The 26,280-nt window shown below is 67.6% G+C and carries 18 protein-coding genes; 7 read left to right on the top strand and 11 right to left on the bottom strand.

Annotated features, from left to right (window positions below):
* Positions 1-27 precede the first annotated feature (27 nt).
* The 8 genes from CLV63_RS19855 to CLV63_RS19820 all read right to left on the bottom strand — a co-directional run bounded on the left by CLV63_RS19855 (position 28) and on the right by CLV63_RS19820 (position 7,321).
* Entirely contained in the window at positions 28-609 is a 582-nt protein-coding gene (locus CLV63_RS19855) for a GNAT family N-acetyltransferase (protein WP_170134279.1), read from the bottom strand.
* A gap of 96 nt (positions 610-705) precedes the next feature.
* Positions 706-2,862, bottom strand: coding sequence for an ATP-binding protein (locus tag CLV63_RS19850; protein WP_245928921.1), 2,157 nt, complete (start codon positions 2,860-2,862; stop codon positions 706-708).
* A 40-nt stretch (positions 2,863-2,902) separates the two neighbouring features.
* Entirely contained in the window at positions 2,903-3,466 is a 564-nt protein-coding gene (locus CLV63_RS19845; protein ID WP_106584649.1) for a DUF6879 family protein, read from the bottom strand.
* An 18-nt stretch (positions 3,467-3,484) separates the two neighbouring features.
* Positions 3,485-3,700 (bottom strand): hypothetical protein, encoded by a 216-nt coding sequence (locus CLV63_RS19840; RefSeq protein WP_106584648.1) that lies wholly within the window; start codon positions 3,698-3,700, stop codon positions 3,485-3,487.
* A 369-nt stretch (positions 3,701-4,069) separates the two neighbouring features.
* On the bottom strand, positions 4,070-4,711 hold the full coding sequence (locus tag CLV63_RS19835) for an RloB family protein (RefSeq protein ID WP_245928920.1): 642 nt from the start codon (positions 4,709-4,711) through the stop codon (positions 4,070-4,072).
* Complete coding sequence (locus CLV63_RS19830; protein WP_106584647.1) at positions 4,656-6,020, bottom strand: AAA family ATPase; 1,365 nt, start codon at positions 6,018-6,020, stop codon at positions 4,656-4,658. The genes CLV63_RS19835 and CLV63_RS19830 overlap by 56 nt, the downstream gene beginning before the upstream one ends.
* Positions 6,021-6,221: 201 nt before the next feature.
* A complete protein-coding gene (locus tag CLV63_RS19825; RefSeq protein ID WP_106584686.1) occupies positions 6,222-6,461 on the bottom strand; it encodes a DUF397 domain-containing protein in 240 nt (79 codons plus the stop codon).
* Positions 6,462-6,466: 5 nt separating this feature from the next.
* A complete protein-coding gene (locus tag CLV63_RS19820; protein ID WP_106584646.1) occupies positions 6,467-7,321 on the bottom strand; it encodes a helix-turn-helix domain-containing protein in 855 nt (284 codons plus the stop codon).
* A gap of 196 nt (positions 7,322-7,517) precedes the next feature.
* Here CLV63_RS19820 and CLV63_RS19815 point away from each other — a divergent pair, with 196 nt between their 5' ends.
* From CLV63_RS19815 to CLV63_RS33665, 3 genes are all read left to right on the top strand, one after another.
* Positions 7,518-8,006: an ATP-binding protein gene (locus tag CLV63_RS19815; RefSeq protein ID WP_245928919.1), complete on the top strand. Its 489-nt coding sequence runs from the start codon at positions 7,518-7,520 to the stop codon at positions 8,004-8,006.
* 202 nt (positions 8,007-8,208) lie between these two features.
* The gene (locus tag CLV63_RS19810; protein WP_170134278.1) at positions 8,209-9,024 is read left to right on the top strand and encodes an RNA polymerase sigma factor; all 816 of its coding nucleotides are present in this window, start codon (positions 8,209-8,211) and stop codon (positions 9,022-9,024) included.
* A gap of 724 nt (positions 9,025-9,748) precedes the next feature.
* Positions 9,749-10,708 (top strand): ATP-binding protein, encoded by a 960-nt coding sequence (locus CLV63_RS33665; protein WP_170134277.1) that lies wholly within the window; start codon positions 9,749-9,751, stop codon positions 10,706-10,708.
* Positions 10,709-10,879: 171 nt separating this feature from the next.
* Here CLV63_RS33665 and CLV63_RS19800 read toward each other — a convergent pair whose 3' ends face one another.
* From CLV63_RS19800 to CLV63_RS19790, 3 genes are all read right to left on the bottom strand, one after another.
* Positions 10,880-15,985 (bottom strand): restriction endonuclease, encoded by a 5,106-nt coding sequence (locus tag CLV63_RS19800; RefSeq protein ID WP_106584642.1) that lies wholly within the window; start codon positions 15,983-15,985, stop codon positions 10,880-10,882.
* A 71-nt stretch (positions 15,986-16,056) separates the two neighbouring features.
* Positions 16,057-18,894 (bottom strand): helicase-related protein, encoded by a 2,838-nt coding sequence (locus tag CLV63_RS19795; RefSeq protein ID WP_245928918.1) that lies wholly within the window; start codon positions 18,892-18,894, stop codon positions 16,057-16,059.
* 114 nt (positions 18,895-19,008) lie between these two features.
* Complete coding sequence (locus CLV63_RS19790; protein WP_146165613.1) at positions 19,009-20,256, bottom strand: serine/threonine-protein kinase; 1,248 nt, start codon at positions 20,254-20,256, stop codon at positions 19,009-19,011.
* Positions 20,257-20,479: 223 nt separating this feature from the next.
* Between CLV63_RS19790 and CLV63_RS19785 the strand changes: the two genes are divergently transcribed.
* The 4 genes from CLV63_RS19785 (at position 20,480) to CLV63_RS19770 (ending at position 26,174) form a co-directional block, all read left to right on the top strand.
* Positions 20,480-23,533 (top strand): AAA domain-containing protein, encoded by a 3,054-nt coding sequence (locus CLV63_RS19785; RefSeq protein WP_211301384.1) that lies wholly within the window; start codon positions 20,480-20,482, stop codon positions 23,531-23,533.
* A 143-nt stretch (positions 23,534-23,676) separates the two neighbouring features.
* Positions 23,677-24,615 (top strand): HNH endonuclease, encoded by a 939-nt coding sequence (locus CLV63_RS19780; protein ID WP_106584684.1) that lies wholly within the window; start codon positions 23,677-23,679, stop codon positions 24,613-24,615.
* A gap of 190 nt (positions 24,616-24,805) precedes the next feature.
* Positions 24,806-25,600: a hypothetical protein gene (locus CLV63_RS19775; RefSeq protein ID WP_245928917.1), complete on the top strand. Its 795-nt coding sequence runs from the start codon at positions 24,806-24,808 to the stop codon at positions 25,598-25,600.
* 85 nt (positions 25,601-25,685) lie between these two features.
* The gene (locus tag CLV63_RS19770) at positions 25,686-26,174 is read left to right on the top strand and encodes a spore germination protein GerW family protein (protein ID WP_146165612.1); all 489 of its coding nucleotides are present in this window, start codon (positions 25,686-25,688) and stop codon (positions 26,172-26,174) included.
* Positions 26,175-26,280 lie beyond the last annotated feature (106 nt).

The following is a 26,280-nucleotide window of genomic DNA, read 5'->3' as shown; positions in this document are numbered from 1 at the left end:
GCTCAGTCGCAGTGACTGTTGAGGTCCTCAAGGTCGGCGCATATTCGTCGTGTAGATGTCCCAGTAGGGCGGGACGATGCCGGGGATCGGTCCCTTGCGGCCTACCTTGTGCCAGCCGGTTGCCCGGTAGAAGGCGTGGGCGGCCTCGGCTGCCGGTTGGACGGAGAGTACGGCCCGTTCCTCTCCCCGGGAGTCCAGCAGGGCTGCGAGAAGGCGGCGGGCAACGCCCGACCGGCGGTACCGGGAGTCCACGGCAAGATCCTCGATGGTGAGGGTCCTTCCCGGCCATTCCCGGGTGAACGCGCGGGGCAGCGGGGTGGGGAACCCGTCCCACCACTGGTGGTCGACGGGCAGCGGGAAGCCGTAGGCGAAGCCCACCGGCTCCCCGCGAAGCACGGCCACGGCGATGCCGAACCCGCGGATTGCGCGGAGCCGCGCGAGCCCGGCCTCGTGCTCGGCCCGGGCCCCTTCGGTGTACGCGAACGGCGGCCGGAGGAACGCCTCGTCGTAGAGCCGCCTGATTCCGTTGTGGTGGACGACGGCCAGCTCTGCCGCGCCGATGTGGACGCTGATGCTGTCCGTTGCGTCGGCCTTGGGCGTTTCCGCCACCAGTGGCCCTCCTCCCGTCCGGTCCCCGGTTCCCGGTCCCCGTCGCGGCCTACTCGGCTTCGGCCGACAGCGCCTCGATCCGGTCCCCGTCGCGGCCTACTCGGCTTCGGCCGACAGCGCCTCGATCCGGGCTGCGAGGTCCGCCACCTCGTCGTCGCCCAGTTCCTCGGCGATTTCCATCGCGGCGCCCAGGTGCCTCCGTGCATCGTCCGTCCACCCGGCGGCGGTGCACGCCTCCCCCATTCCGACGAGGGCACGCAGTTCGTTGCGGCGGTCCCCGAACGCGCGGAAGGTGGCGAACGCCTCCTCGTAGGCGGAGAGCGACTCGGCCCACCGTCCCGGCCCTGCCAGTGCCCGGCCGAGCGCGCAGCGGCCCCACGCGACGCTCCAGGTGTCGCCGATCCGCTGGAACAGGGCGACCGCCTCTTCGCAATACCGGACGGCCTCCCCGGTATGTCCGAGACCGCGGTGGCAATCGCCCAGCGTGAGCAGGGCCATACCGTTCCCGCGTCGCTCGTCGGTGGACTCGAAGACCGCCCGCGCCTCTTCGACGCGTTCGATCGCCTCGGCGAAGCGCTCCTGCTCCTGGAGCAGGACGCCGATCTGACGAAGTGCGAAGCCCTCCACCCAGCCGTCCCCGGCCCGGCGCCCTTCATCAACCGCCCGCCGGTAGCAGTCGAACGCCTCGGGGATCCGCTGGAGGAACCAGTTGGCGTCGCCGAGACCGAGGTGGTTGCAGGCACGGCCGTGGTCGTCGTCGGCGGCGTCCGCGGCTTCCAGGCCGAGGAGGTGGATGTCGCGCCACTGCGACCAGTAGCCCCTCAGCTCGAAGAATCCGTACATGACGGCGGGAAGGCGCCACCCGAGATCGTGCAGGCCGCCTGCCGTGCCGATCCGGACCGCGTCGACCAGGTTCGAGCGCTCGGTCTCGAACCACCGCATGGCGTCGTCGACGGAGTCGAAGGCCGGCGGATCGGCCGAGCCTTCAGGGGGCGGAAGCGGCAGCTCGCGGAAGGCCGGGAGGATGACCCGGTGCCCGTTGTAGACGCTGCGGAGGTACCAGTCCAGCATCCGGCGCAGCACCGTGGTGCGCTCCGTTGGCGTCTCGTCCTCGGCGGCGCGTTCGGCGGCGTAGAGGCGCAGCAGGTCGTGGGAGCGGTAGCGGTCGGTCCCCGTCTCGCTGACCAGGTGGACCCGCGCAAGCCGGTCGAGCAGCCGCCGGGCCGCCGACGTGCTGATGTCCGCCATGGCGGCGCATGCGTGGACGCCGAACTCGTTGCCGGGGTGCAACCCGGTCAGGCGGAACAGCCGTGCCGCGTCGGGGTCGAGGTTGTTGTAGGACGCCGCGAAGGCGGCGCGCACGTCGCTCAACTCGTCGTCCTCGAATCCGAGTGCATCCAGTCGCTCCTTCTCGTCGGAAAGTTCGGCGACGAAGTCGGACAGTGCCGCGCGCGGCCTGGAGTTGACGCGCTCCGCGGTGATGCGCAGCGCCAGCGGCAAGTGGACGCACAGTTGCGCGAGCCGGCGTGCGGCGGCCGGCTCGGAGTCGACGCGCTCCGCGCCGACGATCTGCCGCAGCAGTGTCAGCGACTCGTCGGGGGTGAGTATGTCGAGCACCATTCGCGACGCTCCTTCGCGTGCCACGAGTCCGGGAAGTGTGCTCCGGCTGGTCACGAGCACCAACGACTCCGGCGACCCGGGCAGTAGAGGACGGACCTGATCGGCGCTGGCCGCGTTGTCGATGAGGACCAGCACCCGCTTGCCGCTGAGGAGTGACCGGAACAGCGCAGCGCGCCCGTCGAGGTCGACCGGTATGCGGTCGGGGGTGACGTCCAGCGCACGTAAGAGGGTGTCGAGAGCCTGGACCGCCTCGACCCTCGGGCCGGGGCCATAGCCGCGCATGTCGACGTAGAGATCGCCGTCGGAGAAATCGGACCGGACCCGGTGCGCCCAGTGCACCGCCAGCGCTGTCTTCCCGATACCGGGTGCCCCCGCGATGGTGGAGACGACCATGGGCGCGGTCCAGCCGGGCGGTTGGTGGCTTGCCGCGGCGACCACGAGCGCGTCGAGCGTCGCGAGGTCGCCGCGGCGGTTGACGAAGCCGTTGACGTTCAGTGGAAGCTGATGCGGGGTGGTCTGCGTCTGCCGACCGCTTGCGGAGATGTGGACATCGCCGTGGACCGCACCGGCCTGAACGACTGCGCCCGAGGCGTCGGTGATCTCGTTGTCCGCCATCGGGGTTGTCTCTCCCATGTCGTCTCGCCACGCGGCTGGGTAAGCGGTACACCGCTCCTCATCGCCGACGCATCAGATCGTCGAAATCCGCTGCGAAGTCGCCGAAAGGCACCGAGAGGTACACCGCCCTGTCGCGCTGGACGTTCGCGGCCACGACCTGCTCGGGGTCGTCGACCACCTCGGCCGCGATGAAGGTGCCGTCGTCGGCGTAGTCCATCCGCACCAGGCGGGCGGAGTCGAACAGCCAGTAGTCGGCCTGCGGTAGCCCTTCGGGCCACTGGCCTTCGGCGACCGCGAGCATGCGTACCTCCTCGCCGGCAGCCACGGTGTGGCGATAGCACCAGGCGCATTCGAAACGCACATAATCGGACAGGGGTTCGATAACAACATGCACGCGGTGGAACCGTCGCCCTTCCCGAGTGCGTCTGGCGACACGCTCCGCCCATTCGGCGATCCCCGGAAATTCCCCGCGAGCCTCGCCGGAACGAAACCTTTCAAACTCCGCGAGTTCGTATGGAACCCCGTAGACCTGCAAGGACTCCAGCCGATAGGCGCTGTATTCGAAATCGTCGAACAGGCCTTGGAATCCAGGGTCGTCAAGCGATTCGAACCTCGTGCCCAATGCGTTTCCCCTCCTCAATCAAGCCCCGGACTGGTACCGCTCCACGGCTCCAAGGATCACCTCGGGCGCTATGCGCACCGCTGTCTCGCCGGGGAGCGGGTTCTCAAGCGCCGCAAGGCTTTCGGCATCGAGCTGGATGCCCTGGACGACGAACTCGCCACTGTCTGCGAGGTACACGCTCGGGCATCCGCCGCCGCCGGAGCCCTGGTCCTTGTAGAGCATCGTGAGCTTCATTTGTCCTCATTTCGCGCGCCGCGGATACGGGACCGAAGCCCTTCCCGGACCTAACGGAGGTTAACAGCCGGCGAGGATCGGGAAACGAGGTATCCGGCTTCTGAACGGGCGGTGTACGAACACCAAGTACCGCAACCGCGACGACCAGGACAAACCATCGGATCCGAATTATCGATTCGGGCGCCACACAGCGGGATTGTCCACTGGTGGCCGTTGGTATCCATCGGCATGAGTGAATAATTGACGACGCTTATTGCACAGTCAGCGTGTCCGTATTGGCTGCCTTATGTTGACCGGACGCCACGGGCAGACGTCAGTGGTCCGGCCTGGTGTGCTCACTCCGCTGTGCGGATGCGGCTCCACCCGTGCTCACCGCTCCTTCGTCTTGCCGGCCCGCTGGATCGCCTCGACCAGCAGCCACGCGTTGGTCGAGGGGTTATTGCCGCGGGAGCAGGTCGCGGTGTGGTCGGCGGCGGCACGCAAGGCGCGCTTCTTCGCCAGGTCGTGGCGGTCGTAGGGGAAATCCAAGGGAAGGTGCTTGTCGTATCCCCTGATGTAGTTCCGAAGCTTCTCGCACAGCACGGCACGGTGCAATGTGCTTTGTAGATCCTGGTAGTGGTAGAGCAGCCACAGTTCAAAGCACGGATTGGAGACAACGGCCTTGACCCCCGCTCTCCGCGCGCGGGCAAGGGCTTCGGGGATGCGCACGTGCTCATCGACGTCGACCAGGCACCACGTCTGGTCGAAGTTGAGGTTTCCGTCGTTGGCCCGCTCGGCCCGATCCTCCGCTTCGGCTTGCTTCGCTAAGGCGAGGTCGACCACCTGTTCGGGGGTCCCGCCCTTACCGACCGGCACCACATCGACGGGCAGGGCGCTGAACAGCTGTTTGAGGCCGTTCAGGTACTGGACCTCGGTGACCTCCCCCTCGCAGACCACGAGGATCCGCTCTTTCGACTCACGGACCAGCGATGACCGGCGCAGGCTCTTCTTCAACCGTTTCGGCCGATTCATCGGCGACACCGTGAATCGCTCGAAAAAGCGAGCGGATCTCGGAGAAATCCACAAAGGGAACTGCGCCGTAGCGGCCTTGCAGGTAGCCGCGCTCGGCGTTCTCGGTACCCCGAGGACGGAACTCGGCCAGCGAGAACAGTGAGGTCGCACCGTGGGCGTCTTTCTCCGTGAACCAAACTTCGTCCCGATCCAGCAGCTTGTTTTCGAGCATGGTACCGAGAAGCGTGGTGTCGTGGGAGGCGAAGATCAGTTGGGCACCCCGTGGGTTGATGTCAGGGTCCTTGAACATCTTGATCATGGTGGAGGAGATCATCGGGTGCAGGCTGGAGTCGATCTCATCGACGAGGAACACATCGCCTTGACGCAGCACTTGAATGAGCGGGCCGACAAGAGAAATCCACGATCGGGTGCCGTCGCTCTCTTCGTCGATCGACAGTTCACCCGGCTGTCCGGCACACGCGTGCGTGAATATGAGTGTCGTGCTGAGATCGTCCCGCATGGTTTGAAAGAACTCCTTGGGAAACCCTTCGGGTTCGAAGGAGCGAGTCAATCGGGCCAGGAGTTCCTCATCGACCGGCTTCTTCTCCATACGGACTCTGCTGATACCGAGGTCAGCGATCCGGACTAGGCGATTGACCTGGTCGGCGGTCTCCTCCTCAGCCAGGAGCGAGGTTGTGAACCTCGTGCGGGACTGTTCCTCCACGGAGTTCTGCGTCGCCGCCTTGAGGTGCTGGGTCATGGCGCGGTACAGACGGGATAGGCGCTTGTGGTTGTTCGACGCCGCTGTGGACAGGAAGAGCGCGTTGGGCCGGGTCAGCCGGCGGATCTGCTGAAGCTCCCCCGTCAGCGACCGACCGAACCTGTAGTCCTCCTCCTGCTCATGTTTGCTCCGCTCGAACATCCGCTGCGGGCGTCCTTTGGGGAAGGCGAAAAGCCATTCGCCCATCACCTCCTGGTCGGTGACCTCGAACCCGTAGGAATACCGGACTCCGCGGTCGACCAGGTCGGCCTCGTAGAAGGACGGGGCTTTCCTGGACTCCTCGTCCAGGGTGAAACATGTCCTCGGCACGCCGCCGTCGGGCGACCAACTCGTGAAGGAGCCCCGAAGCGCCCACTGCATCCAGCGCAGGGCATCGAGGACATTGGACTTTCCTGAGGCATTCGCCCCGTAGATGCCGGCCACCCGCACAGTCCGCGGGATCTCGGACGCCTTTGGCTTGGCTTCACCCTGCCTGGGGACGGCGACCAGGGACAGTTCCTGTTCTTCACGTATCGACCGGTGGTTCGCAACTCGGAACCTCAGCAGCATGCCCCAGCCTCCTTACTACGCGTCACCATGACGCCGACCGGGGCCATCGTATGCAGTTTGGACGCCATCCAGGAAGGTTTTCGTCACAATCGGGCACTAAACAGCAAGTAAAATACAGCCTCATGGCTCACGGATGCGTGGATGCCCGAGTCCGATTCCCTCACGCGCCATGAGTCGGCGGCTTGGTGTGTCGTGTCTGATCTACGTCCGGACGAGACCGGCGACGAACGCCGCCCACTCGGTGGAGGGGAAGGGGAGCACGGCGTCCTGCGGATGGCGGGAGTCGCGGACGGCGGAGGATCCGGGGAGGTCGGAGACCTCGACGCAGTTCGCGTTAGTGCCACTGTAGGAGCTAGTGCGCCACGACGCTAGCGACACCTCTACGCAGTTGCCGTTCACTCCGCTGTAGCTGCTCTTACGCCATGCTCGCTCGTCAGCCAACCGACTCACTCTTCCAACGACTTAATGATGTCCTCGATACTTGACAATGATTGTTCTTCATCAAGAGCCACCGCTCTTACTGCTCGAAACGCGGCGTTAAACTGTTCAAGTTCACGCTCTTCTTCCATATAGAGACTTGACGAAGATGTCTCTACGTAGGCAATGCTCGAATCTCGCGGATCGGCGAAATCCATGATAACGAAACTTCCTTCAGTCGCCTGATGCGCTCCGGCTGAGAACGGAAGCACGTGGATATGAACGTTATGACGTGCAGACATGTGGGTCAGATGTCTTAGTTGAGCACGCATGACGTGTGCCGATCCGACCATCCTGCGCAGTGCCGCCTCATCGAGAACCGCTGAGTACGTGGGCGGATCTACCCTATTAAGGATTTCCTGACGCTTTAGGCGAGCCGCCACTCGTTTAGCGATCTCTTCAGCATCTCGAGTCTTGTCAGCGTTGATGACAGCTTCAGAATAATCCGCCACTTGCAGCAGACCAGGAATTACCTGAGCCTCAAAGGTTCGAAACTCAGACGCCTCTACCTCGAAGTCGGCCAAGTTAGTCGGAAGCATACCGCTGTACTTGGCCCACCAGCCCCTCTCTCCGGCGAGTCGAGCCAACTCATGCATACTCTCGCGGACGTCACCGTCTGTTACGCCGTAGAGGTTCAACAGCTTGTCCAGCGTCGCGGCTGGGACAGTCTTGGACTCGGCTGACTCGATCTTGCTCAGATTGGACTTGCCCAAGCCGACCCTTTTCGCTGCTTCCACCAAGGTCAGAGCCTTAGCACCCCGGAGTCGACGCAGCTCACTTGAGAGCCGACGACGGCGAACGCTGGGGCTGTGGGGAGCTGGCATGAAAGCGAGTCTAGGGCAGCAACGCCAAGATTCACCGTGTGGATTCCACGATTCTACTTGATAGATGGTGGATTCCACTGCATCATTGAGTGTGTTCGATGGTCACGACAGCCCTCAAGGAGTAAGGCATGGTCTACTTTGCCGCCGATTCGACCGCCCGGCTGGCTGTACGCCAACTACCTAGGCGTGGGCACCCTTGCGCGAGGCCCACGTGATGAGCGGCGTCGGCACGGGCCGACTCGTCGCCGTCTCCGAGTTCTGGCGCTGTCCCGGCGATCCCACGCAGTGCCCTGGCCTGCGTCACCGCACTCGAACGGCCCTTCACGCGTTCGCCCACGTCGTGGACGACGCCGAACTCGTCATCTCCGAACTGTTCGGCAACGCCTGCCGGCACACCCGCAGCGGGCAAGGCGGCACGGTCGCCGTCAGCATCTCCGCCCTGCGCACCGGGTTCGTCGTCCTCACGGTGACCGACGACGGGCCGCTGACCGATCCTGCGACCGGCCGCCCGCGTGTGCCCAGGCTCGCCGACCCCGCTCCCCTCGCCATCGGCCACCGCGGGCTCCGACTCGTCGCGGACGTCTGCGACCTGTGGGGCTGCTCCCGCACCGATGAAGGCGGCCACGCGGTCTGGGCCGCCTTCGAGTCGCCCCTCTACAGACCCTTCGCGGCGCTCTCCGCCTGACCAGCTCCTCCGTTCGGGCACCGAACCCACCGCCCGGCATCGGAAGGGCGAGCCTCCACGCCGCGTACCGCGCGTAAGCCGTCCCCCGCTCGCCCCTCCCCCGGCACGGTCCCAGGCGCTTCCGCCGAATCCCCGTGCCCTCCATCGAACACGTCCCGGGCATTCCTATGCCCGACCGCACTCCAACGGAGCGTTCACCGCCATGCCCGCGACCGACCGTGCCCACGACGCCCACCACGAGCCCCTCCGGCACGGGTTCAGCCGCGCCGACATCGATGACATCGCGCGCCTCGCCGCATCCACCATCCGGTGGCCGGGTGGACTGGACTGGGGCACACGGGCGGAAGTGGCGTGGTCGGCGATCGCCGAACACCTCTACTCCTGCTCGGCCCCGCCCTCCCGCGGCGAGCTGGTCACCGCCGGGTGGAGCGCGATCACCGACCATGTACAGCGGTACAACTCCTTCCGGGGCCGCGCGTGGGGGTACGAGAGCCGCACCCTCGCCGGGTTCGAGCGATTTTGGGCACTGTCGGCGAACCCGGTCCCCGGCCCGGAAGCCCGGATCGTGGACCGCACCGCCCTCGCCCAGATCTGGGCGGTGCTGCCCGAACAGCACCGCCGCGTGCTCCTCGCTCTTGCGGATCATGAGAGCTACGCCGACGCCGCCGAGTCCCTCGGCGTCACCAAGGGCAGTTACTACGCGCTGATCTCGCGCGCCCGCAAGGCGTTCTTCGCCCTGTGGCACGAGGGCGAGACGCCGTCCCGCCCATGGGGCAACGACGTGCGGGGCAAGAAACCGCGCACCAAGAACGTCACGGTCATCGCCGTCCGGCAGCGCGAACGCCTGCGTGCGCGCCGCGGCACCGTCCCCGTCGTGGGGCGCGTGGCCCGCGACATCGGCGTAAGCGGCCCCGAACTCGCCGACCGCTACCGCGCCGGGGAGACCTTCACCGCCATAGGCAAAAGCGTCGGCCTAAGCCTCAACGCAGTACGCGAACGAATCCGGCCCCACCTGTGAAATGCACAGGTCGCGCGATGCCGCCGCCTCAATAGGAACGAGGTCATTTCACGACTCCGATGACCCAACCGACGGCGGGCTCTGCAACCCCGAAATGACGGTGCGCTGCCGCGACGCGGCACTGCGCGGACCGGGCGCAGGCATCCGCGAGCGAGCGCGTCCGCGGGCGCTGACGTCCGATGACGAGCGCGTCCACGAGCCCCGACGTCCGAGGACGAGCGCGTCCGGGAATACTGAGGTCCGGGGGCGAGAGCGTCCGGGAATACTGAGGTCCGGGGGCGAGAGCGTCCTTGACCCAAGGAGCCGGTGCCCAGGCTGCCGGGGTGCCTGCGCAGCAGCGACGGCCGAATCGCACCTTGAACGACGACTGCCGGGCCTGGCACCGCACGGAATCCACCGCAACCATGCCCGGGGAGCCCCGCCCGCGCCAGCACCACGGTTCCGCCTCCGCGCGATCAGTGCGTGGCGGGGCCCGGGCGTCGAAACCCAGGGTCTGCTTCGGCCGTCGCTGCTGCGCAGGCTTCCCGGCAGCCTTGCCCAGGTTTGCTGCGGGCCAAGGACGCTCTCGGCACCCACCCCCGGCATGAAGCCGAGGCCACACCCCCAGCCTTGCCCAGGTTTACCGCGGGCCAAGGACGCTCTCGGCACCCAAGCGGATTCGCTTCGCAGACTCGTTCCCAACCATGAGGCCGCGTTCCAGGTATTGACCGGCAGCGCGGTACGCATGAACGACTTCTTCCGCTGGCCGCTGCTCAGGCTCGCCGAGGACTTCCTCCGCCAGTTCCAGTTCCGCAATACCGAAGAGGAGATGGACTTCGGCCTGCAACGTGTCGCCCTCCCCGAGTATTCGGAGATCGCCTTCCGGGAAGCCCTGGCCAACACTTTCATCCACCGCGACTACTCACGACGAGGCGCGGTCCATGTGCAGTGGCACGACGAGGACTTGGAGATCAGCAGTCCAGGCGGCTTTCCTGAAGGCGTCCGCCTGGACAACATCCTCGTGACGCCCCCGCACCCACGGAACCCGGTGCTCGCCGATGCGTTCAAACGCGCAAGGCTCGTGGAACGGACCGGTCGAGGAATCAACCGCATGTTCGAGCAGCAACTGCGGTTCGGCCGGTCGGCTCCCGAATATGGCCGAACCACCGAAACCGCCGTGGTCGCCGTGCTTCCCGGCGAACCCGCGAACCTTGCCGTGACACGGTTCGTCCTAGAACAGGATCGCGCCGACCAATCACTGAAGCTTCCCGATCTGCAACTTCTCAACGAACTGACGCGCGAGAGGGAGGTCAGCACGTCAGAGGCGGCCGGACTCATCCAGATGTCCGAAGATCAGGCCAAACGGGTCCTTCGGCGCATGACCGAGCGCGGATGGATCGAGGCACGCGGCGCCACTCAGAACCGCGTCTACCACCTCTCAGGCACCGTGTACCGCCAACTCGGGGACAGCGCCGGCTACGTACGGCTGAAGGGGTTCGAGCCCATCCGACAAGAGCAGATGGTCCTCCAACTTCTCCAGGCCAACGATGAAGTGTCGAGTTCCGACGTCGCCCAACTGTGCCAGCTCAACCCGTGGCAGGCACGCACCCTACTCACGCGACTGATCAAGGAAGGCAAGGTTACGCGCCACGGCGAAGGCCGGTGGACGCGATATCGGTTGGCGCCCCGACCGCACAGTCGCTGAACCTGTGTGTACCTCATCTTCTAACTCACTTCTAGCTCAATGGTGAGCTAGACATCGCTTCTTCTAGCTCACCATTGAGCTAGAACGTCACTGTCGTGACCGAGCCGACGATCAGGACGATGACCCGGCCGAAGCTGCGAGACCTCCGATCGGAGCTTCCGACCACTACTCCTAGGCACTGGGATTCGCCCGCTCCAGTCGTTCGGAGAAGACGTGGTGGGCCTCGCGCATCTCGCGGATGCGGTCGGCCTTGTACATGGGGCCGGTGAAGCCCTCCGGGACATTGGCCTGGGGGCTGTCCGGGTCGTAGAAGTCGGGATGGGAGGAGAGCTGGGCCCAGACCTCCTTGGCCTGGCCTGTGGCGAACTGCTTCTCACCGAACGCGTTGTGGCTCTTGGCGATCTTGTGGCCGTCCGCGTCGAACCAGGTCTCGGACTCGTAGCCCTCAAGGACGGGGAAGCGGGCGCGGTACATGGCTTCGAGCGCGTCGGCACTGATGCCGAGCCAGACGGAGACGAGGGCGTCGATCTCGACCAGGGCGGCCCGGCGCGCCCGGTCGGTGCGCAGGGGTGTGGAGCGTTCCCACTCGGGACCAACGACGCTCAGGGGCGGAAGACCGGGCCAGCCGATGGCCCACTCCTCGAACCGCCATTCGCTCTCGAACAGCTCAGCCCAGAGCGGGGCGTATGCGTTGGTCAGTGCGTTAAGCCGCAGCGTGCGCAGCAGCAGCGCGGAGGCGAGCGGGTGATCAGGGAGCCCGGCGGGCATGATCTTCGCATCGGCGACTTGGAGGTCACTTCGGCCGACCGCGCGCAGGTAGTAGTCGAGCGGCAGGGCACTCCAGAATCCTGCCGTCAGCACGGTTTCTCGATGGCTCGGCAGCGCCAGACTGTGGACAAGATGGATGTGTACCGGCCCTGGTGGGATGAGAGCCGCGTAGAGTGCCCGCTCGGTGTTTGGAGCGATCATTCGTCGCCATGCGAGGCGGTAGAAGGTGCTGTAGGGACGGCGAGCACGCTCGGCGAGTACCTTCTCGATCTGCTCGTCCGTCACCTCGCCCTGGAGGACCCCCGCGCGTTCTGCATGTATCCTTCGCGCCTCGTCGCGCTGCTCGGGATCGGCGCACAATTCAGTCCAGGTTCGATGGTCGAGCCAGCGGTCCTGCGCGTCCTCATAGGAACGCCAGTCCACCTGTCGCAGGTACTCACTGTCCGGCACCCCGCCATCGGCGAGAGCGTTCAAGTCCGTTGCGCGCGATGTCTTCCCCTCTTCTGTCGGACTCTTGTAGAACGGTGTTGCCAGTCCGATATGCGGCCCACGCAATACGACCTCGGACCAGTCACTCGAAGAGTGCCAGCCGTAATCGATCAACCCGTCCTTCTTCGCACCAAGTTCGTGGAACCCTCCGGAAATTTGCGGCTGCAACCGTTCAAGGCGAGCAGGGGCCTGCGCCAACGCTTCGAGCGCCTCCGCCTCGTCAGTACTCACAGGCGAGAGAAGCCTGGCATGCTCGACTGGGCGGTCATCCTCGCCTGTCACCTTCTGCCAGAGAGCAAGCGTCTCCCGGTCAACACGAATAATCCGAGCCCTGTGCGGACGCTCGTCCCAATGCCCCTGGAACTTAACACCAGGAGTGGTCCCGGTGCCGTCATTATCGAAGGAGTTCCTCAACGCTTCCGTAGACCAGAGCCAAGAAAGATGGTCAAACTCGATCTCTTTGGAGACCCCATAGACATGCACCCCGAAATGACTTGGGTGTCCAACCGGTGGCGGGAAAAATCGGTTTCCACCATTGTGGAAGTCTGCGTGCATTCTCAGGTGAGAATAGGATTGAGCGCGTAGCTCGGATTCTCGGACTCCACTGAAATGGGTGTCGGGGTGTACCAGACCAACAGCACCTGCGGTGGACATTCCCGACCAGGTTGTACACATGAAGGCCCGATACAAGTCTGGCTGTGTACCACCCAATGGGGGATACATCTGTGGTGACGACAGAAAATCGCGCGTGGCCGCCGTACTTGCTCGCTCGTGGGTCACGTACTCCAACGCCCCGGGAGCACCGAGCACCTGTTCCCGCCGCTCCACCTTCTCCGAATTCGCGGCCTTCTCCGTGAGCTGGAACCACGGTTCGAACTCCGCCAGGTGCGCCGACTCGTCCCAGTCCGGCCGGACCCACGGTGGGTTCCCCACCTGGAGGTCGAAGCCTCCCGCCTCACTCCCGAAGACCTGGGCGAACTCCACCTCCCAGTGGAAGAAGCCCTGCTGATTCGCGATCTCCTGCACGACCGTCAGCCAGGGGAACCGCTCTTCCAGCCGTGAATAGCTGTCCATGAGCATCCAGACGGTGAGCTGGTCTTCGTGCTCGGCAAGAGCGTCGAGGTCGGTGAACTGCGGGGCCAGCGTTTCCGCTGCCAGGTCGCCGGCTCCGAGGGTCGCCTCGGTGAAGTCGATCCAGTCATCGAGCTCCTTCAATGCGATGACTCGACGGCGGCGGCCCTTCTGCTGGGCGACTACCGCCGCTTTCGTCTTGTCCGGTTCTTGATATGCGGCTGCCTTCCCATTGAGCAGGTCGACCTTGTCAAGCGGCCAGAACCACAGCGCGCACCAGGCGTCCATCACCAGCTTCAGCCGCCAGTACGGGGTTCCCGGCGCGCGGAACTCCTCCAGCAGTTGTTCGCGCTGCTGCTGCGTCATTCCCTCGGGCGGGGCCGCGAGGTCGTCCGCTCCCCATACGTCCACGCGCCGCCCGGTCGCCGCCTCGGTGAGCTCCAGGCGCTTCTGGACCAGGGTCCACAGGTACTCCGCCCGGCGGGCCACCCCCTGGAGGCGCTGCACCTGGGTGAGCTTCTGCCCCTGCTTGCGCTTGGCCGCCGGGGGTTTCTGGATGTCCTTGCGCCAGTTCTTCAGCGCCGCGTTCTGCACCGGGGCGAGTTCCTTGGCCTCCTTCTCCCCCGCCACGGCCGCCCACCCCTGGGCGGGGAGCAGGAAGTGGTGGACGGCGCCCTCGGGCAATGCGCCGTCACGGAACGGGAGATCCGTCGGTACCAGGGTGTCCTTGGTCTTCAACCACCGCCCCTTCGCCAACTCGGCGCCCGCGTAGACGCTGCGCTTCGCGCCGATCAGCGAGTTTCCGCGGCGCAGGTGCAGCCCGAACCACGGTGCCTGCAATCCCGGGTGCATCACGTTCAGCCACAACGACACCTCGGCCAACTCGGCGGCCGTGCTGTTGAGGTCGACGCCGAAGCTGTTGTGCAGGGCAATGTAGGCCTTGGCCTTCTGCAACTCCGTGGGGAACTCGTCGGGCGGGATGACCGTCCCCAGCTCCCCCTGGCGGCGGCGCAGGTACTCGGCCGCCACCTGGTTGATGGCCTCGTTGAGGAACGCCCCCGACCCGAGCGCCGGCTCGCAGATCTTCCACCTCAACAGGTCCGCAGCGGGGACCTCCGGCACGCCCTCCTCCGGCTTGCCCTTGTCGTACAGCCGGTAGCGCAGCGCCTGCTCGACGGTGACCTTGGTCAGCGACTCCGGTGTGTAGTAGGAGGCGCTGGTCTGCCGGTCGCGCCCTGCCAGGCGGTAGACGAAGGTCCCCGCCGGGTAGCGGCGCGCGGTCCTGGCGCCGGTCTCCTCGTCGGTGTGCTGGACGAGGTACCGCTCGTACTCCCCCGCCTTGGACGCGGGCACCATCCACGACCCGTCCTTGGGGTCGCGGCCCTTGGCGACCTCGTACAGCTCCTCTGCGGCGATGAACCCGGTGTAGGACATCAGCCCCTCGTACACCGCCCCCAGCTGGTTGATGCCGAGCTGGGCGTAGGAGATGAACCCGCCGCGCTCGCCCCGCTTGCTCCCCTTGGCGAGCATGAGGTTGCGCAGCACCCGGTGCAGGGCGACGTTGCGCAGCCGGGTGTCGATGGTGCGCGGCTGCTCGACGCCCTCGGCGGCGTTGCGCTCGTAGCTGGGGTTGGGCACCGCCGCGCCGATGAGGCGGATGCTGCTCGGGCGGAACAGCTCCGACTCCAGCGGTTCGAAGCGCAGCCCTTCGTCCTCACTGGCGTCCTCGGCGACGGCCGCGCCGCCGCGCGGCCGGTGCCCCTCGTTGACCATGCGGAACAGCAGGTCCAGCGACTCGTACAGGTACAGGCTCTCCCGCGACCGGTCGCCTAGCAGGTTCGGGCCGGCGAGGTCCACCAGGTCGCCGAGCCCCGCGAGGCCGTAGCCCTCGGCGTACTCGGGGGCGTCGGCGGGCAGGATGCCGAGATCCGGGCGGGCCTCGGCGTAGAGCAGGAACAGGACCCGGTACAGGTAGCGCAGCGACTCCCGGGCGAGGTCGCGGCCCAGTTCGTCGGGGCGGTCGATGTCCTCGGGACGCACGCCCTGCGCGCGCATCCGGTCCAGGACCTCGTTGGCGATGACCTCCACGCTGCGGCGCAGGCCGTCGCGCAGCGTGTCGGAGACGCCCACGGCGTGCTGGTTGGACTTCGCCACCAGGTCGGCCAGCGGCGCGGCGCCGCCTTCCGCGGGCGGGCGCAGCGAGGCCGCGCCGAACAGGGCGGCGACGAGCTCCATCTCCCCGCCGGGGGCGGTGTCGTTGCGGTCGAACGCGGTGTTCAGGCTCACCGCGAGGTAGCGCCCCTCACCCCACAGCGTCCGATCGGCCAGGACGACGACGCCGCCCGCGAGCAGCAGGACGTAGCGCGGCGGATCCTCCGCACCGAACAGGAATGTGGCGAGAGAGGCGCCGTCCTTGACGTCCTTGGCGCTGTCGAGGTGGACGCGGTCGAGCAGGCGGCCCGCGTCCAGCGTGTCGAACGCCTCGTCCACGGTCGACGCCCACCCGCACTCGACCGCAACGACCCCCGCTCCGCCCGCCGTCTCGGCGAACGCGACCGGCACCGCGTGCTCGGCCCCGGCCTGGGCCACGGTCAGCTCGACGGGGTCGACCGGCGGCTCAGCGTCCTCGTCGAACGCCGTGAAGCCCAGCGCGGCCAGCAGGTGCCGGTGGTGCAACCGCAGCGCGCGTACCCACGTCTCGCGCTCGGTGTCGGGGCCGACGCCGTCGTCGGCGTTGTACTTGGCGGCGCCCTCGGCGAGCTGGGGCCGGGCGGCGAAGAAGCGCTGCCGGAACGCGGTCAGGCCGGCGCGCGGGTCCGGTACGGGCCTGCCCTCGGCGCGGGCCTTGTCACGCTCCTTCTTCTGCGCCTTGAGGTCGCGCGGCATGACCTCGGCGAGGTAGTGCGGGGAGAAGTAGTCGCCGCGGTTGACGAGGGATTCAAAGCTCACGGTCGGGCCTTCCAGGGTGGGCGGCCGGGGCTCGGGCCGGTCCGCCGGGGGATGCGGGTTCAGGCGGGGTGTCAGCGGTCCTGCGGGGCGAGGACGGCGAGGACCCGCAGCAGCGGCGCGCCGGTCGTCTGCAACGACGCCACCAGCCGCTGCTGCTCGGCGGCTGTCGCGCTCACCTTCTCCTTGCGGGCCGCGGTGGTGCCGGTGAGGTCCAGCGCGGTCTGCTCCCAGACCCGCAGGCGCTTGAGGTGCGCCTCCAACGGGGCGGCCACCTCGTCGTCCCAGACCTGGCGCTGCTCCTCCAGGTGGCCGCGGGCGGCCGCGACGGCGGCGGGCACCAGGGCTTGCAGCGGCGCGAGACCGGGTTCGCGGCCGTCGTTGCTCAAGGACGGGCCGACACCGGCTTCGCCGAGTACCTCGACCATGTCGTGGCGGACGCGCGGCGCACCGTCCTCCAACCCGGTGACCGCCATCCAGGCGACCACGGTCGGACGGCCGCCCGCGTTGGAGTACATGCCCTGCACCAGGAAGACGGGCTCGGCGACCGGGGCCGTGAGCACCGGGGCCTGCTGCTTGCCGAAGCGCACGAGGAGCTTGTCGACCAGCCACTCCACGAACGGGTGGATGTCGCTCACGTAGGAAATGTGCGGCCACAGCGTCGTCCCGGAGTCGCGGGCCTTGTCGAGACTCCTCTGCGCGAGCGGCTTGTCGAAGGTCAGCCGGAGCTTCTGCGCGACCGCCTGCTCCTTGAGGTAGGACGGCGGCAGCGCCGAAAGCCGCTGGAGCAGGTCGCGGGGCGGCTCGAACGCCACCAGTGTGCCGTGGTCGGTGTCCTCGCGGCGCAGCCCGATCCTGGTCTCCGCGTCGGGGTAGAGCTCGGCGACCGCGTCGTCGGCGAAGGCCCGGGTGCCGCCGAAGAGGGTGGGCACCGGCGCGTACTCGTGCGGGGCCTCGGCGCCGACCGCGGCCGCGCCCACCATCCCCATCATGGCGGTGAGCTGGTCGTCGGAGCGCGCCGCGACGGTCTTGATCGCCTCGTCGATGGTGTCGCCGGTGAGCAGAGCGAACGTGAGGCGCTCCTCCTCCACCTTTCCGTCGAAGGTACCGGTGACGGTCTCGGCCGTGCCGGTGCGGCGGTGCACCTCGTCCTCGCGGGCGAGCAGCTTCTCGGCGACGGTGGTGTCGTCCTTGGCGTCCTCCGCCGCCGAGGTGAGGATCATCGCGCGGAACTCGGGGCTGTGCCGCTGCCCGTAGCGGTCGATGCGCCCGTTGCGCTGCTCGATCCGGATCAGGCTCCACGGGATGTCGTAGTGGACGAGGTGGTGGCACTGCCGGTGCAGGTTCACCCCTTCGGACGCGAGGTCGCCGGTGAACAGCAGGCGGGCGGGGTCGTCGGCGAGCGAGAACCGCTCGACGATGCGCTGCTGCTCGGTGTCGGAGACGCTGCCGTCCATGACCAGCGCGGCGCCTTCGGCCTGCGTGTCCGTGAAGCCGAGCCGGGCCGGAACGGTCTCCTTCAGCCAGTTCAGGGTGGCCACCCGCTCGGAGAACACCACGACCCGGGTGTCGCTGCGAGGACCGACGCCGATGGCCTGCAACTCCGCGACGAGCGCGTCGAGCTTCGCGGAATCGGCGTCGGTCATGCCTGCGGCGAGGTCGCGCAGCCGCTCCAGCGCCGCGCGCTCCGGCTCCAACCCGGGCTCGGGCTTCGAGGCGATGTTCTTGAGCCGGTTGGTGGCGGTCTCGGCGAGCGCCCGGTGCGAGGACAGGAACGACTTCAGCAGCGTGTAAGGGAAGAGCCTGCGCTCCTTTCCGACCACGGGGGTACCGCGGTCGGGGCCGGCGAGCCAGGTCCCGGCCAGCTCGGCGAAGACCCGCTCCTCGGCATCGGTCGCGGTGCAGCGCACCGGCAGCGACGGGCCGCGCGGCGCCCACTTCCTGCCGATCTGGTCGCGCACCTCGGGGCTGACCTTGGTGCGGCGGATGTAGAGGTGCTCGATGTCCGCGGTCGAGTAGTCCTGCGGGTCGGCGATGGCGGCCGGGTCGAGCAGCCCCACGAGTTCCGCGAACGACTTCTTGTCACCGTTGTGGGGGGTGGCGCTCGCCAGCAGGAGGGCGTCGGTGCGGGGGCTGAGGACCCGGGCGAGCTGGTTGCGTGCGCTGCCGCGGTTGATCAGATTGTGGCTCTCGTCGATCACCACCGCGTCCCAGTGGATGTTCTCCAGGTGGTGGCGGTACTGGCCCGCGCTCTTGAGGGTGTCGACAGAGATGATCACGCGCTTGTAGTAGGTGAAAGGGTTGCGGCCCGCGGGGATGCGCTGCTGGATGCGCTGGATACCGACGGAGTCGAGCCGGATCAGCGGGATGGCGAAGCGGGTCCACAGCTCGTGCTGGAACTGCTCCAGGATGTGCTGCGGCGTGACCACCAGGATGCGCTCGCCCCGGCCCCGGCGGATCAGCTCGGCCAGGGTCTGCCCGATCTCGGGGGTCTTGCCCAGGCCCACCACGTCGGCGATCAGCACCCGTGGGCGCAGGCCCTTGAGCGCCAGCTCGGCCGGCCGGTGCTGGTAGGGGAGGTCTTCGAGGAGGAAACCGTCCGGCAGCGCGAGGCGGCGCTCCGACTGCGGGAGCGGGGTCTTGCGCAGGACCGCTTCGAGGAAGAGCCGACTGCGGCGGAACCGCGGGCTGCCGTCGGCCACCAGTTCGGTGTGCTCCGGCAGCAGCGGGACGACCCGGTCGATCGCGGTGAAGAACGTCGCCTCGTGGCCGTGGACGAACTCCGACACACCGGTCGCGCGGACCTTGTCGCCGTCCTCCGCCGTGGCGGTCACGCTGCGGACCAGCCACTCCTCGCCGCGCACCTCGATCTGCGCCCCGGGGGCCAACCGCCCGTGCTCCTGCTCCGCCACCGGCTCCTCCTCCGCGAAAAACACGACAAAACGCGCTTCAGCGCATTGTGGCACTCCCAACAGCGGGCCCGCCCGGGAAACAGCAGCGAGGGACGGGCCCATCACGGGAAGCGGTCAGAGTGAGGCGTCGCGCGCGTAGGCGGCGCGCAACCGCTCGGCGACCCGCCGCGCCCCGGCGGCCGACTGCGCGCGGCGCTTCGGCTGACGTGCCCGGGGCCGCTCGTCCGGAGTGGTCGGCGCTGTGAGCGGGGCGGTGGGTTCGACGAAGGTCGGGGGCGGTTCGCCACCGGCGCTGCCGCCCTGGCCGCCGGAGAACGGCAGAGTGGCCTGCGGGTCGCTCAGCTCGTCCAAGGGAAGCGTGGCCTGACCCGGCCAACCGGGTTCGGGGGTGTCCGCGGACTCCGACGCCTGCCCGTCCGCCGAGCCGGGCTCGGCGGCCTCCTCCGGTGCGACCGGTGCGGGCGGGAAGCTCTGGTCGGGCTCCACGACACCCTTGGAGGTCAGGGTCACCAGTCGAACCCGCGCCTGGTTCGCGCTCAGCCCCGCGTCCGCCACGATCCGGAGGAGTTCCTCGGCGACACGGTCCAGGGTGGGGCGGTCGGCCGGGTCGTGCGCCAGCATCGCGGCCAGCAGCGGGCGGAGTCCGAGTGGCGCGCCGCCGAGGTCCGGCGGCACATCGGCCTGGCCGATCTTGTAGAGCAGCGCCATCTGGGTGTCGGCGTCGTAAGGGAACTTCGCCGCGGCGGCGAAGAGGAGGCACACGCCGAGCGCGTAGACGTCCATCGGAGTGCCCAACTCGTCGCTCTCGGCGAGCTGCTCGGGCGCCATGCAGATGGGCGTCCCCACCAGGGCCCCCGTATTCGTGAGCCGGACCTTGTGCCGGGCCAGCGTCGCCAGTCCGAAGTCGATGATCTTCGGGCCGTCCGCGGCGAGCATGACGTTGGCGGGCTTGAGGTCGCGGTGCAGCAGGCCGACCTTGTGGATGACGCGCATCCCCTCGACCAGCAGCGCGCCCAGGCTCGCGACCAGCTCGACGGGGAGGACCCCGCGGTGCGCGACCTGCTGGTGCAGCGAGCGCCCCGCGACGTAGGCCATGGCGAGCCACGGGACATCGGCGTGCGGGTCGGCGTCGATCAGCCCGGCGACGTTCGGTCCGTACACCTTCTGCATCGACTCGACTTCGTGCGCGAAGCGCTTGCGCGCGTCGTCATCGCCGAGGTCGGCCCCGATGACCTTGAGCGCCACGAGCTGCCCGGCCGGCGACTCGCCGAAGTAGACCTGCCCCATGCCCCCGGCACCGAGCCGGGCGCGCAACGTGAACGGTCCAATGGAGGCGGGGTCGGTGTCCTCAAGAGGGGTCATGATCTCCAAGCCTTGCTTGCCGTGGTTCGGCGCCGACCACAGCGCGCACGCGGTCCATTATGCGAGACCCGCAATGAGCACCGTCAAACAGCTCATACCACATAAAAATCACCGAACGCACGCATGCGAAGCACTCTGCAATCGGATGATCACCAACAGCATGTGAGCTTCCCATCGGCAATAGAATGGCCGGTCGAATCCCTTCTGCATCTGGAAGCGACTTTTGCCACAGTCACAGGGTCTCCCCCATCCTGTCCCCCACTTCATCCGAGCCGTAGAAGCAGAGATCAAGGCGTCGCTGAGCGACGCAGGCAGCGGAGAGAAGGTCGCGCTGCACAGCGGACGCCGCGTCACCACCGGTGAGACCGGCGGCGACACGCACGAGTACATCTTCGCCTGCCGATCGTGGAAGGACTCCTTCCAACCGAACGATGTGCTGATCCGGCCGTCCAGGTCGAACGCCGCATGGGAAGCGGCCGAGGTCTCCCGGTTTCCCGACGGCACGGTCCACGTGAGTACCGGCGCCGACCTCGGTGCGAAACCGGGCAACGCGCAGCTGCGTGAGGACGACACGGCCGCCCTCCGGGCCCTGCTCGACCGCATGGGTCTCGCCGGAACCGACGAGAGCCCCGTGAACCTGACCACGGCGGGACGCATCCTCGGTGCCGGCACCCCCGCGATCCAGCGGCACGCCCGCTCGCAGGACCTCATCGCCGACTACGACCGCCTCCCGTTGAACCCGCAGCAGCGCCGGGCCGTCGAACAGGCCCTCTCCAGCGACACCGCCTTCATCTGGGGACCGCCCGGCACCGGAAAGACCGAGGTCGTCAGCCGGATCGTCGAGGGCACCCTGCACCAAGGGCTCCGGACCCTCTTCCTCGCCCCCACCAACGTCGCCGTCGACCAGGCGCTCCAGCGCGTCTGCGAACTCGTGGAAGGCGAGGAGGACTTCGACACGGGCCTCGTCCAGCGAGCGGGCACCATCGCGCTCCCCGCGCTGTCCGAGCAGTACGGGTCGATGATCAGTACCGCCGTCGTCATCGGGCGGTTGGAAGCCCGTTTCACCGCGGACGCCGAGCAGGTCAGGCGGCAACTGGACACCGTCAAGGAGGGCTTGGCACTACATGAGGAAGCGGCCGCGGCGTCCGACGGGCTGCGCACCCTGAGCGCGGACCAGCAGCGTGCGGAAGCGGAATCCGCCCAGTCCGAGCAGTGGGCGAGGAACGCCGCCGCAGAGGGATGGGCGGTCGAACAGCAGATCAGCGAGACCGGACCGCCCTCCGGGCTGTTCGCGAAGCGGACGGCGGCCCGGCTCGACCAACTGCGTGCGGACGCGGGCCGACACAGGGCCGCCGCAGCGTACTACCAGGGACAGCAGTCGGACGCGGCAGGACGGGCCCGACGCCTCACTGCGTCGATCGCGGCCGCGAAGCAGCGATTCGACGAACTGTCCCACCGGCTCCGCGGCGTGGCACCGGTCGAACGGTTGCGCTCGCAGTCCGAGGACCTGGAGGAGCAGATCCGGCACCTCGACGAGGAACGCCGCAAGGTCGCCGAATCCGTACGCAAGAACTGCCGTGTCATGGGCGCGACCGTGTCCAAGGCCGTTCAGACCCGGAGCCTGATCGACGCGGTCGACGTCGTCGTCATCGACGAGGCCGCGATGGTGGACCTCCCTTCGGCCTGGTGCGCCGCCGGGCTCGCCGGCCGCAGGGTGATCGTCGCGGGCGACTTCCGCCAGCTTCCGGCGGTCACGAAGGGGTCGGGGTCCCGGTCGGCCTCGCCCGAACAGCAGGCCCACTCGCGACAATGGATGGATCGGGACGCGTTCCACGCCGCCGGGCTGATCCGCGACGGACGGGCACTCGAAGGCGACCCGCGGCTTGTGCGGCTCGACACCCAGTACCGCATGGATTCGACGATCTGCGCGGTGGTCAACGAGGTCGCCTACCCCGACGCGCCGCTGGTCACCGGGCGGCCCGGCGGCAGCAGGCTCCCCATTTCTCCGCTGATCGACAGCCCGCTGATCCTGGTCGACACCGGGGCGCGACGGATGGGCGCCACCAAGAACAGGAATGGCGCCCACAAGTCGAACCACGTGCACGAAGCGGTGATCCACGAACTCATCCGCGGGTTGCAGTACGACACGGTCCTCCCCGCACGCAAAGCCACGGACCTGGGCGGCGGCGAGCGCCCAACGGACCGCATGGCCGTCATCGCCCCGTACCGCGACCAGGTCACCGCGCTGAAACGCAGCCTGAAGTACCGCTTCGGCACCGACTACGAGGGCCTCGTCGACACCGTCCACCGTTTCCAGGGGAGCCAGCGCCCCCTTGTCGTCATCGACACCGTCGCCGGAGCGGGGCAGAAGCCCGGTTACTTCTACGAAGGCGCCGGCCTGTCGTCGAACACGTGCCGACTGCTCAACGTGGCCCTCAGCCGCGCCCAAGACCACCTCGTGGTCGTCGCCGACGTGGCCTACCTCCGGGGCAGCCTCGCAGCAGGCTGCGAGACGCTGCGCATGCTCGACCACCTGGAGCAGTACGCGCAGGCCCTCTCCGTCGACGACCTCGTCCCGTTCCGCAGTGCCGCGGACCTCTCCGGCCTGAGTGCGGAGGAACTGGCCCGTCCGGCGTTCTTCCCCGCGGACGAGGTACGGCGCGCGGTGGAGTGGGATATCGCGTATGCGCGTACGAGCATCGACGTCTACTGCCCCTTCCTCGACCCGAACCCGGTCGACCTATGGCTCAGGCGCCTGGCGCCCCGCGCGGCTCAGGGCCTCGCCGTGACCGTGCACACCCAGGCGCATGAGAAGGGCACCCGCGCGGCGCACCAGGTGCAGAAGATCGAAGGCGCCGGGTGCAAGGTCGCCACTCGTGAGCGCATGCACGAGAAGGTCCTGATCATCGACGGCGAGGTGCTCTGGCACGGATCACTGAACCTGATGGCCAACACCGGACCCACCGACCTCATGATGCGGATCACCGACCCGGATTCCTGCGCGCGCGTGCGCCACATCGTCGAAAGGGCCCGGATGGAACGGCCCGCCCGACCTCGGCACCACCCTGCATCCCAACACCGTCGCGAGACGTCCGGCGCGGCGGAGGCGAACGGCGTCGCGGTCGGCGACATCGTCGGTGGCCGCCTTTACCTCAACGTCCCTTACGACGACAAGGAACTCGCGAAGACCCAGGTCCGGGCCCGTTGGGACAAGGAAAAGCGGCTGTGGCACGTCGACGAGAACACACCGCGAGACCAAGTGGAGCGCTGGTTGTAGATGCGCAAGCCCGGCACGGGTGCCCGTGTCCGTCGTACAGCCGCCGAGACGCCGCTTCCAGGCGGGCCAGGCCCTCCGGGGGCGGTGATGGCGCTGACCTCAGCCGAATGCGGTGGGAGCCCGCGCCTTGCATAATCACCGATATGAAGGCCTATGTCGGAGTGACCGACAGTTCTTGGTACGAGTTTCTCGCCGCACGCCCCGAACTGGACGAGATCAACTTCTGGCGCCCCTCGGCGAAGACCGCCTTCCGCGTGCTCAGACCCGGCGAGCCCTTCTATTTCAAGTCCCATCACCCGCACAACCAGCTCATCGGCGGAGCGGTCTACGCCGGATTCGCGCGGCTCAGGGTCTCTGAGGCCTGGGAGATCTACGCCGAAGGGAACGGGCAGCCCAGCCTCGACGCGATGAGGGAGCGCATCGGTGGCTATCGCGGTGATCCCATCGCCGAGGATGACCCCGTCATCGGGTGCGTCCTGCTCCACAGCCCGAGGTTCCTCCCCCAGGGCACCCACTTCGGCCCGCCTCCGGAGTTCGCGCCGAGCATCGTCCAGGGGAAGGGCTACGACCTTGAGCCCGGCCCGCACACGGAGTTCTTTCTCCGGTTTGCGGACGTGCTCTTCGGCGCCGGCGGCAATGTCAATGTCGAAGCCGACACGCGTACCTGGCACCGTCCGGGACGGATGTTCGGCGAGCCGGCCCCGCGGCCCCGCCGCCTGGGCCAATCCGCATTCAAAGGGGTCGTACTCGACGCCTACGACGGACGTTGTGCGGTCACCGGCAGCCGTGTACGTCCCACACTCCAGGCGGCGCATATCCGTCCCGTCACCTCTGAGGGTGAACATCGGCTGGACAATGGAATCCTGTTCCGATCCGACGTCCACACCTTGTTCGATCGGGGATATCTGGGAATCGACGCGGACTACCGGGTGGTGGTGAGTGGCCGTCTCAGCACAGAGTTCGGTGAATCGGCGGAATTCGAGGAATTGAACGGCAAACCGATCGGTCTTCCGGAACGGCGAGTGGACCGACCCGGCCATGACTTCCTCGACTGGCACAGAGCACACGTGTTCCGACCCTAGCTGGCCTGGTGTCGACCAGAAGTCCATCACGACCCCCCTTCGCAGGCGTCGCCGATGGTCGCTGTGCGCCGGTCGGGTCCGATCGTGGCGGGCGAGGTGCAAGCGTCCGGAGGTGAGGGGTGCGGCTTTGCGGGGGGTCTGGGGGAGGTCTATCGTTTTGGGATCAGGGTGGTCTGGGGCGAGAGGGTGTATGGGCGAGCCGGGTTTTCACAGGGTGGGGTTCGCGGAATCCGAGGATCCGGACGCGACCCATGTTCTTGCGCGGACTGCGGAGTTCTCGCTGTCCGACAGTTTCGCTCCGCAGTGGGAGATGGAGGGTCGGAGCAGGCTTGTGGAAGCGCTCCGGCGAATCATCAAGCCGCTTACCGCTCTTGTCGAGCGGGACGCCAATGAAGGGGATACGCGGCTGCTGGTCACCGACTTCCTCTGCCACGGCCTCAATTACGACAAGTACAAGGATCTGACGACCGAATATCAGACCAAGGGCGAGTCTGTTGATTTCGGAATCCGGATCAATGGGAAGCTGTTCGCCTTTGTCGAGGTGAAGAGGTGCGGGCAGAGGCTCGATATCCGGAGTCTTCGGCAGGTGCGTGCGAATGCCGCCGCCGAGGACGTGGAGTGGTTGGTCCTGACGAATGGCCGGAATTGGCGGGTCTACCACGCGCCTCTCGACGACGGCACGGCGACCGAGCTGATCATCGACATCGACCTCTTGGACGAGGAGGCGTTGCCCGTCGCCATCGATGCGCTGTTCCACCTAGGCAAGGACGCGGTCCGCAACGGGCGGCTGGAGCACCTGCGCCGGTGGCGGGGCGCGCTGGCGGCGGCGCCGTTGGCCGACGTGTTGGTGAGCGGCCCCGTGGTCCGGGCGATCCACAAGGAGCTGCGCGGCCGCACGGGGCACAAGGGGCATGAGGGCGACCTTGAGGACGTGCTGACGGCCCTGCGTACGGGCATCATCCCGAAGAACCTGCGAACGTCCTGAACGGGCACCCGAGCGTCTCGCGGCGGACGGCCTACTGGGCTCCGCGCGGGGATAGCTTGAGGGTTCGCTGTGAAAGGACGAGGTCATGACGCAGACGGATATTCCCGAGGATGTCGATCGTCAGGTGCGGGCGCGGGTCCCGGGGCCGGGCATGGAGCTCATCGACCAGATGGTCGCGCGGCTGGGCGGGCGGGCCACGGCGGCAGCGGTGTACGGGGAGCCCGTCACCGCCTCGGGGGTGACGGTGATCCCTGTGGCCAAGATCGCGCTCAGTATCGGCATAGGTGTCGGCAACGAGGTCAAGAAGGAGAAGGGCAAGGAGTCCGACGGCGGCGGGGGCGGCGGCGCCGTCGGGGCCGTACCGATCGGGTTCATCGAGATCAAGGACGGGACTGCGGTCTTCGTACCGATCCGCCGGACCAGCGCTTTCGCCCTGGCGGTACCGCTGGCTCTCATCGCCGGATGGACCGCTTCGCGCATCGCCCGCATCGTTTTCAAGAGCATCACGAAGACGCCGGAGCCCACCCTCAAGTCCCGCCTGAAATGGCCGGGGAAATCCCGCTCCTACAAGTGACCGGGTGACGGGCCACCGGTCACGGGTGACCCGTCACGGGCCTCGGTCGCGGGCCGCGGTCACGGGCCTCGGTCGCGGATCACCCCGTCACGGACCCCGAGTGACC

Source organism: Murinocardiopsis flavida, from assembly GCF_003014485.1.
GTDB lineage: Bacteria > Actinomycetota > Actinomycetes > Streptosporangiales > Streptosporangiaceae > Murinocardiopsis > Murinocardiopsis flavida.
This window is presented reverse-complemented; position numbering and strand designations above follow the sequence as displayed.

Bases quoted from the DNA above. Each gene is read 5' to 3' on its own strand.
- CLV63_RS19850 (WP_245928921.1), bottom strand. From the start codon at position 2,862: ATGGGAGAGACAACCCCGATGGCGGACAACGAGATCACCGACGCCTCG.
- CLV63_RS19840 (WP_106584648.1), bottom strand. From the start codon at position 3,700: ATGAAGCTCACGATGCTCTACAAGGACCAGGGCTCCGGCGGCGGCGGA.
- CLV63_RS19835 (WP_245928920.1), bottom strand. From the start codon at position 4,711: ATGAATCGGCCGAAACGGTTGAAGAAGAGCCTGCGCCGGTCATCGCTG.
- CLV63_RS19830 (WP_106584647.1), bottom strand. From the start codon at position 6,020: ATGCTGCTGAGGTTCCGAGTTGCGAACCACCGGTCGATACGTGAAGAA.
- CLV63_RS19820 (WP_106584646.1), bottom strand. From the start codon at position 7,321: ATGCCAGCTCCCCACAGCCCCAGCGTTCGCCGTCGTCGGCTCTCAAGT.
- CLV63_RS19810 (WP_170134278.1), top strand. From the start codon at position 8,209: ATGCCCGCGACCGACCGTGCCCACGACGCCCACCACGAGCCCCTCCGG.
- CLV63_RS33665 (WP_170134277.1), top strand. From the start codon at position 9,749: ATGAACGACTTCTTCCGCTGGCCGCTGCTCAGGCTCGCCGAGGACTTC.
- CLV63_RS19790 (WP_146165613.1), bottom strand. From the start codon at position 20,256: ATGACCCCTCTTGAGGACACCGACCCCGCCTCCATTGGACCGTTCACG.
- CLV63_RS19780 (WP_106584684.1), top strand. From the start codon at position 23,677: ATGAAGGCCTATGTCGGAGTGACCGACAGTTCTTGGTACGAGTTTCTC.
- CLV63_RS19775 (WP_245928917.1), top strand. From the start codon at position 24,806: ATGGGCGAGCCGGGTTTTCACAGGGTGGGGTTCGCGGAATCCGAGGAT.
- CLV63_RS19770 (WP_146165612.1), top strand. From the start codon at position 25,686: ATGACGCAGACGGATATTCCCGAGGATGTCGATCGTCAGGTGCGGGCG.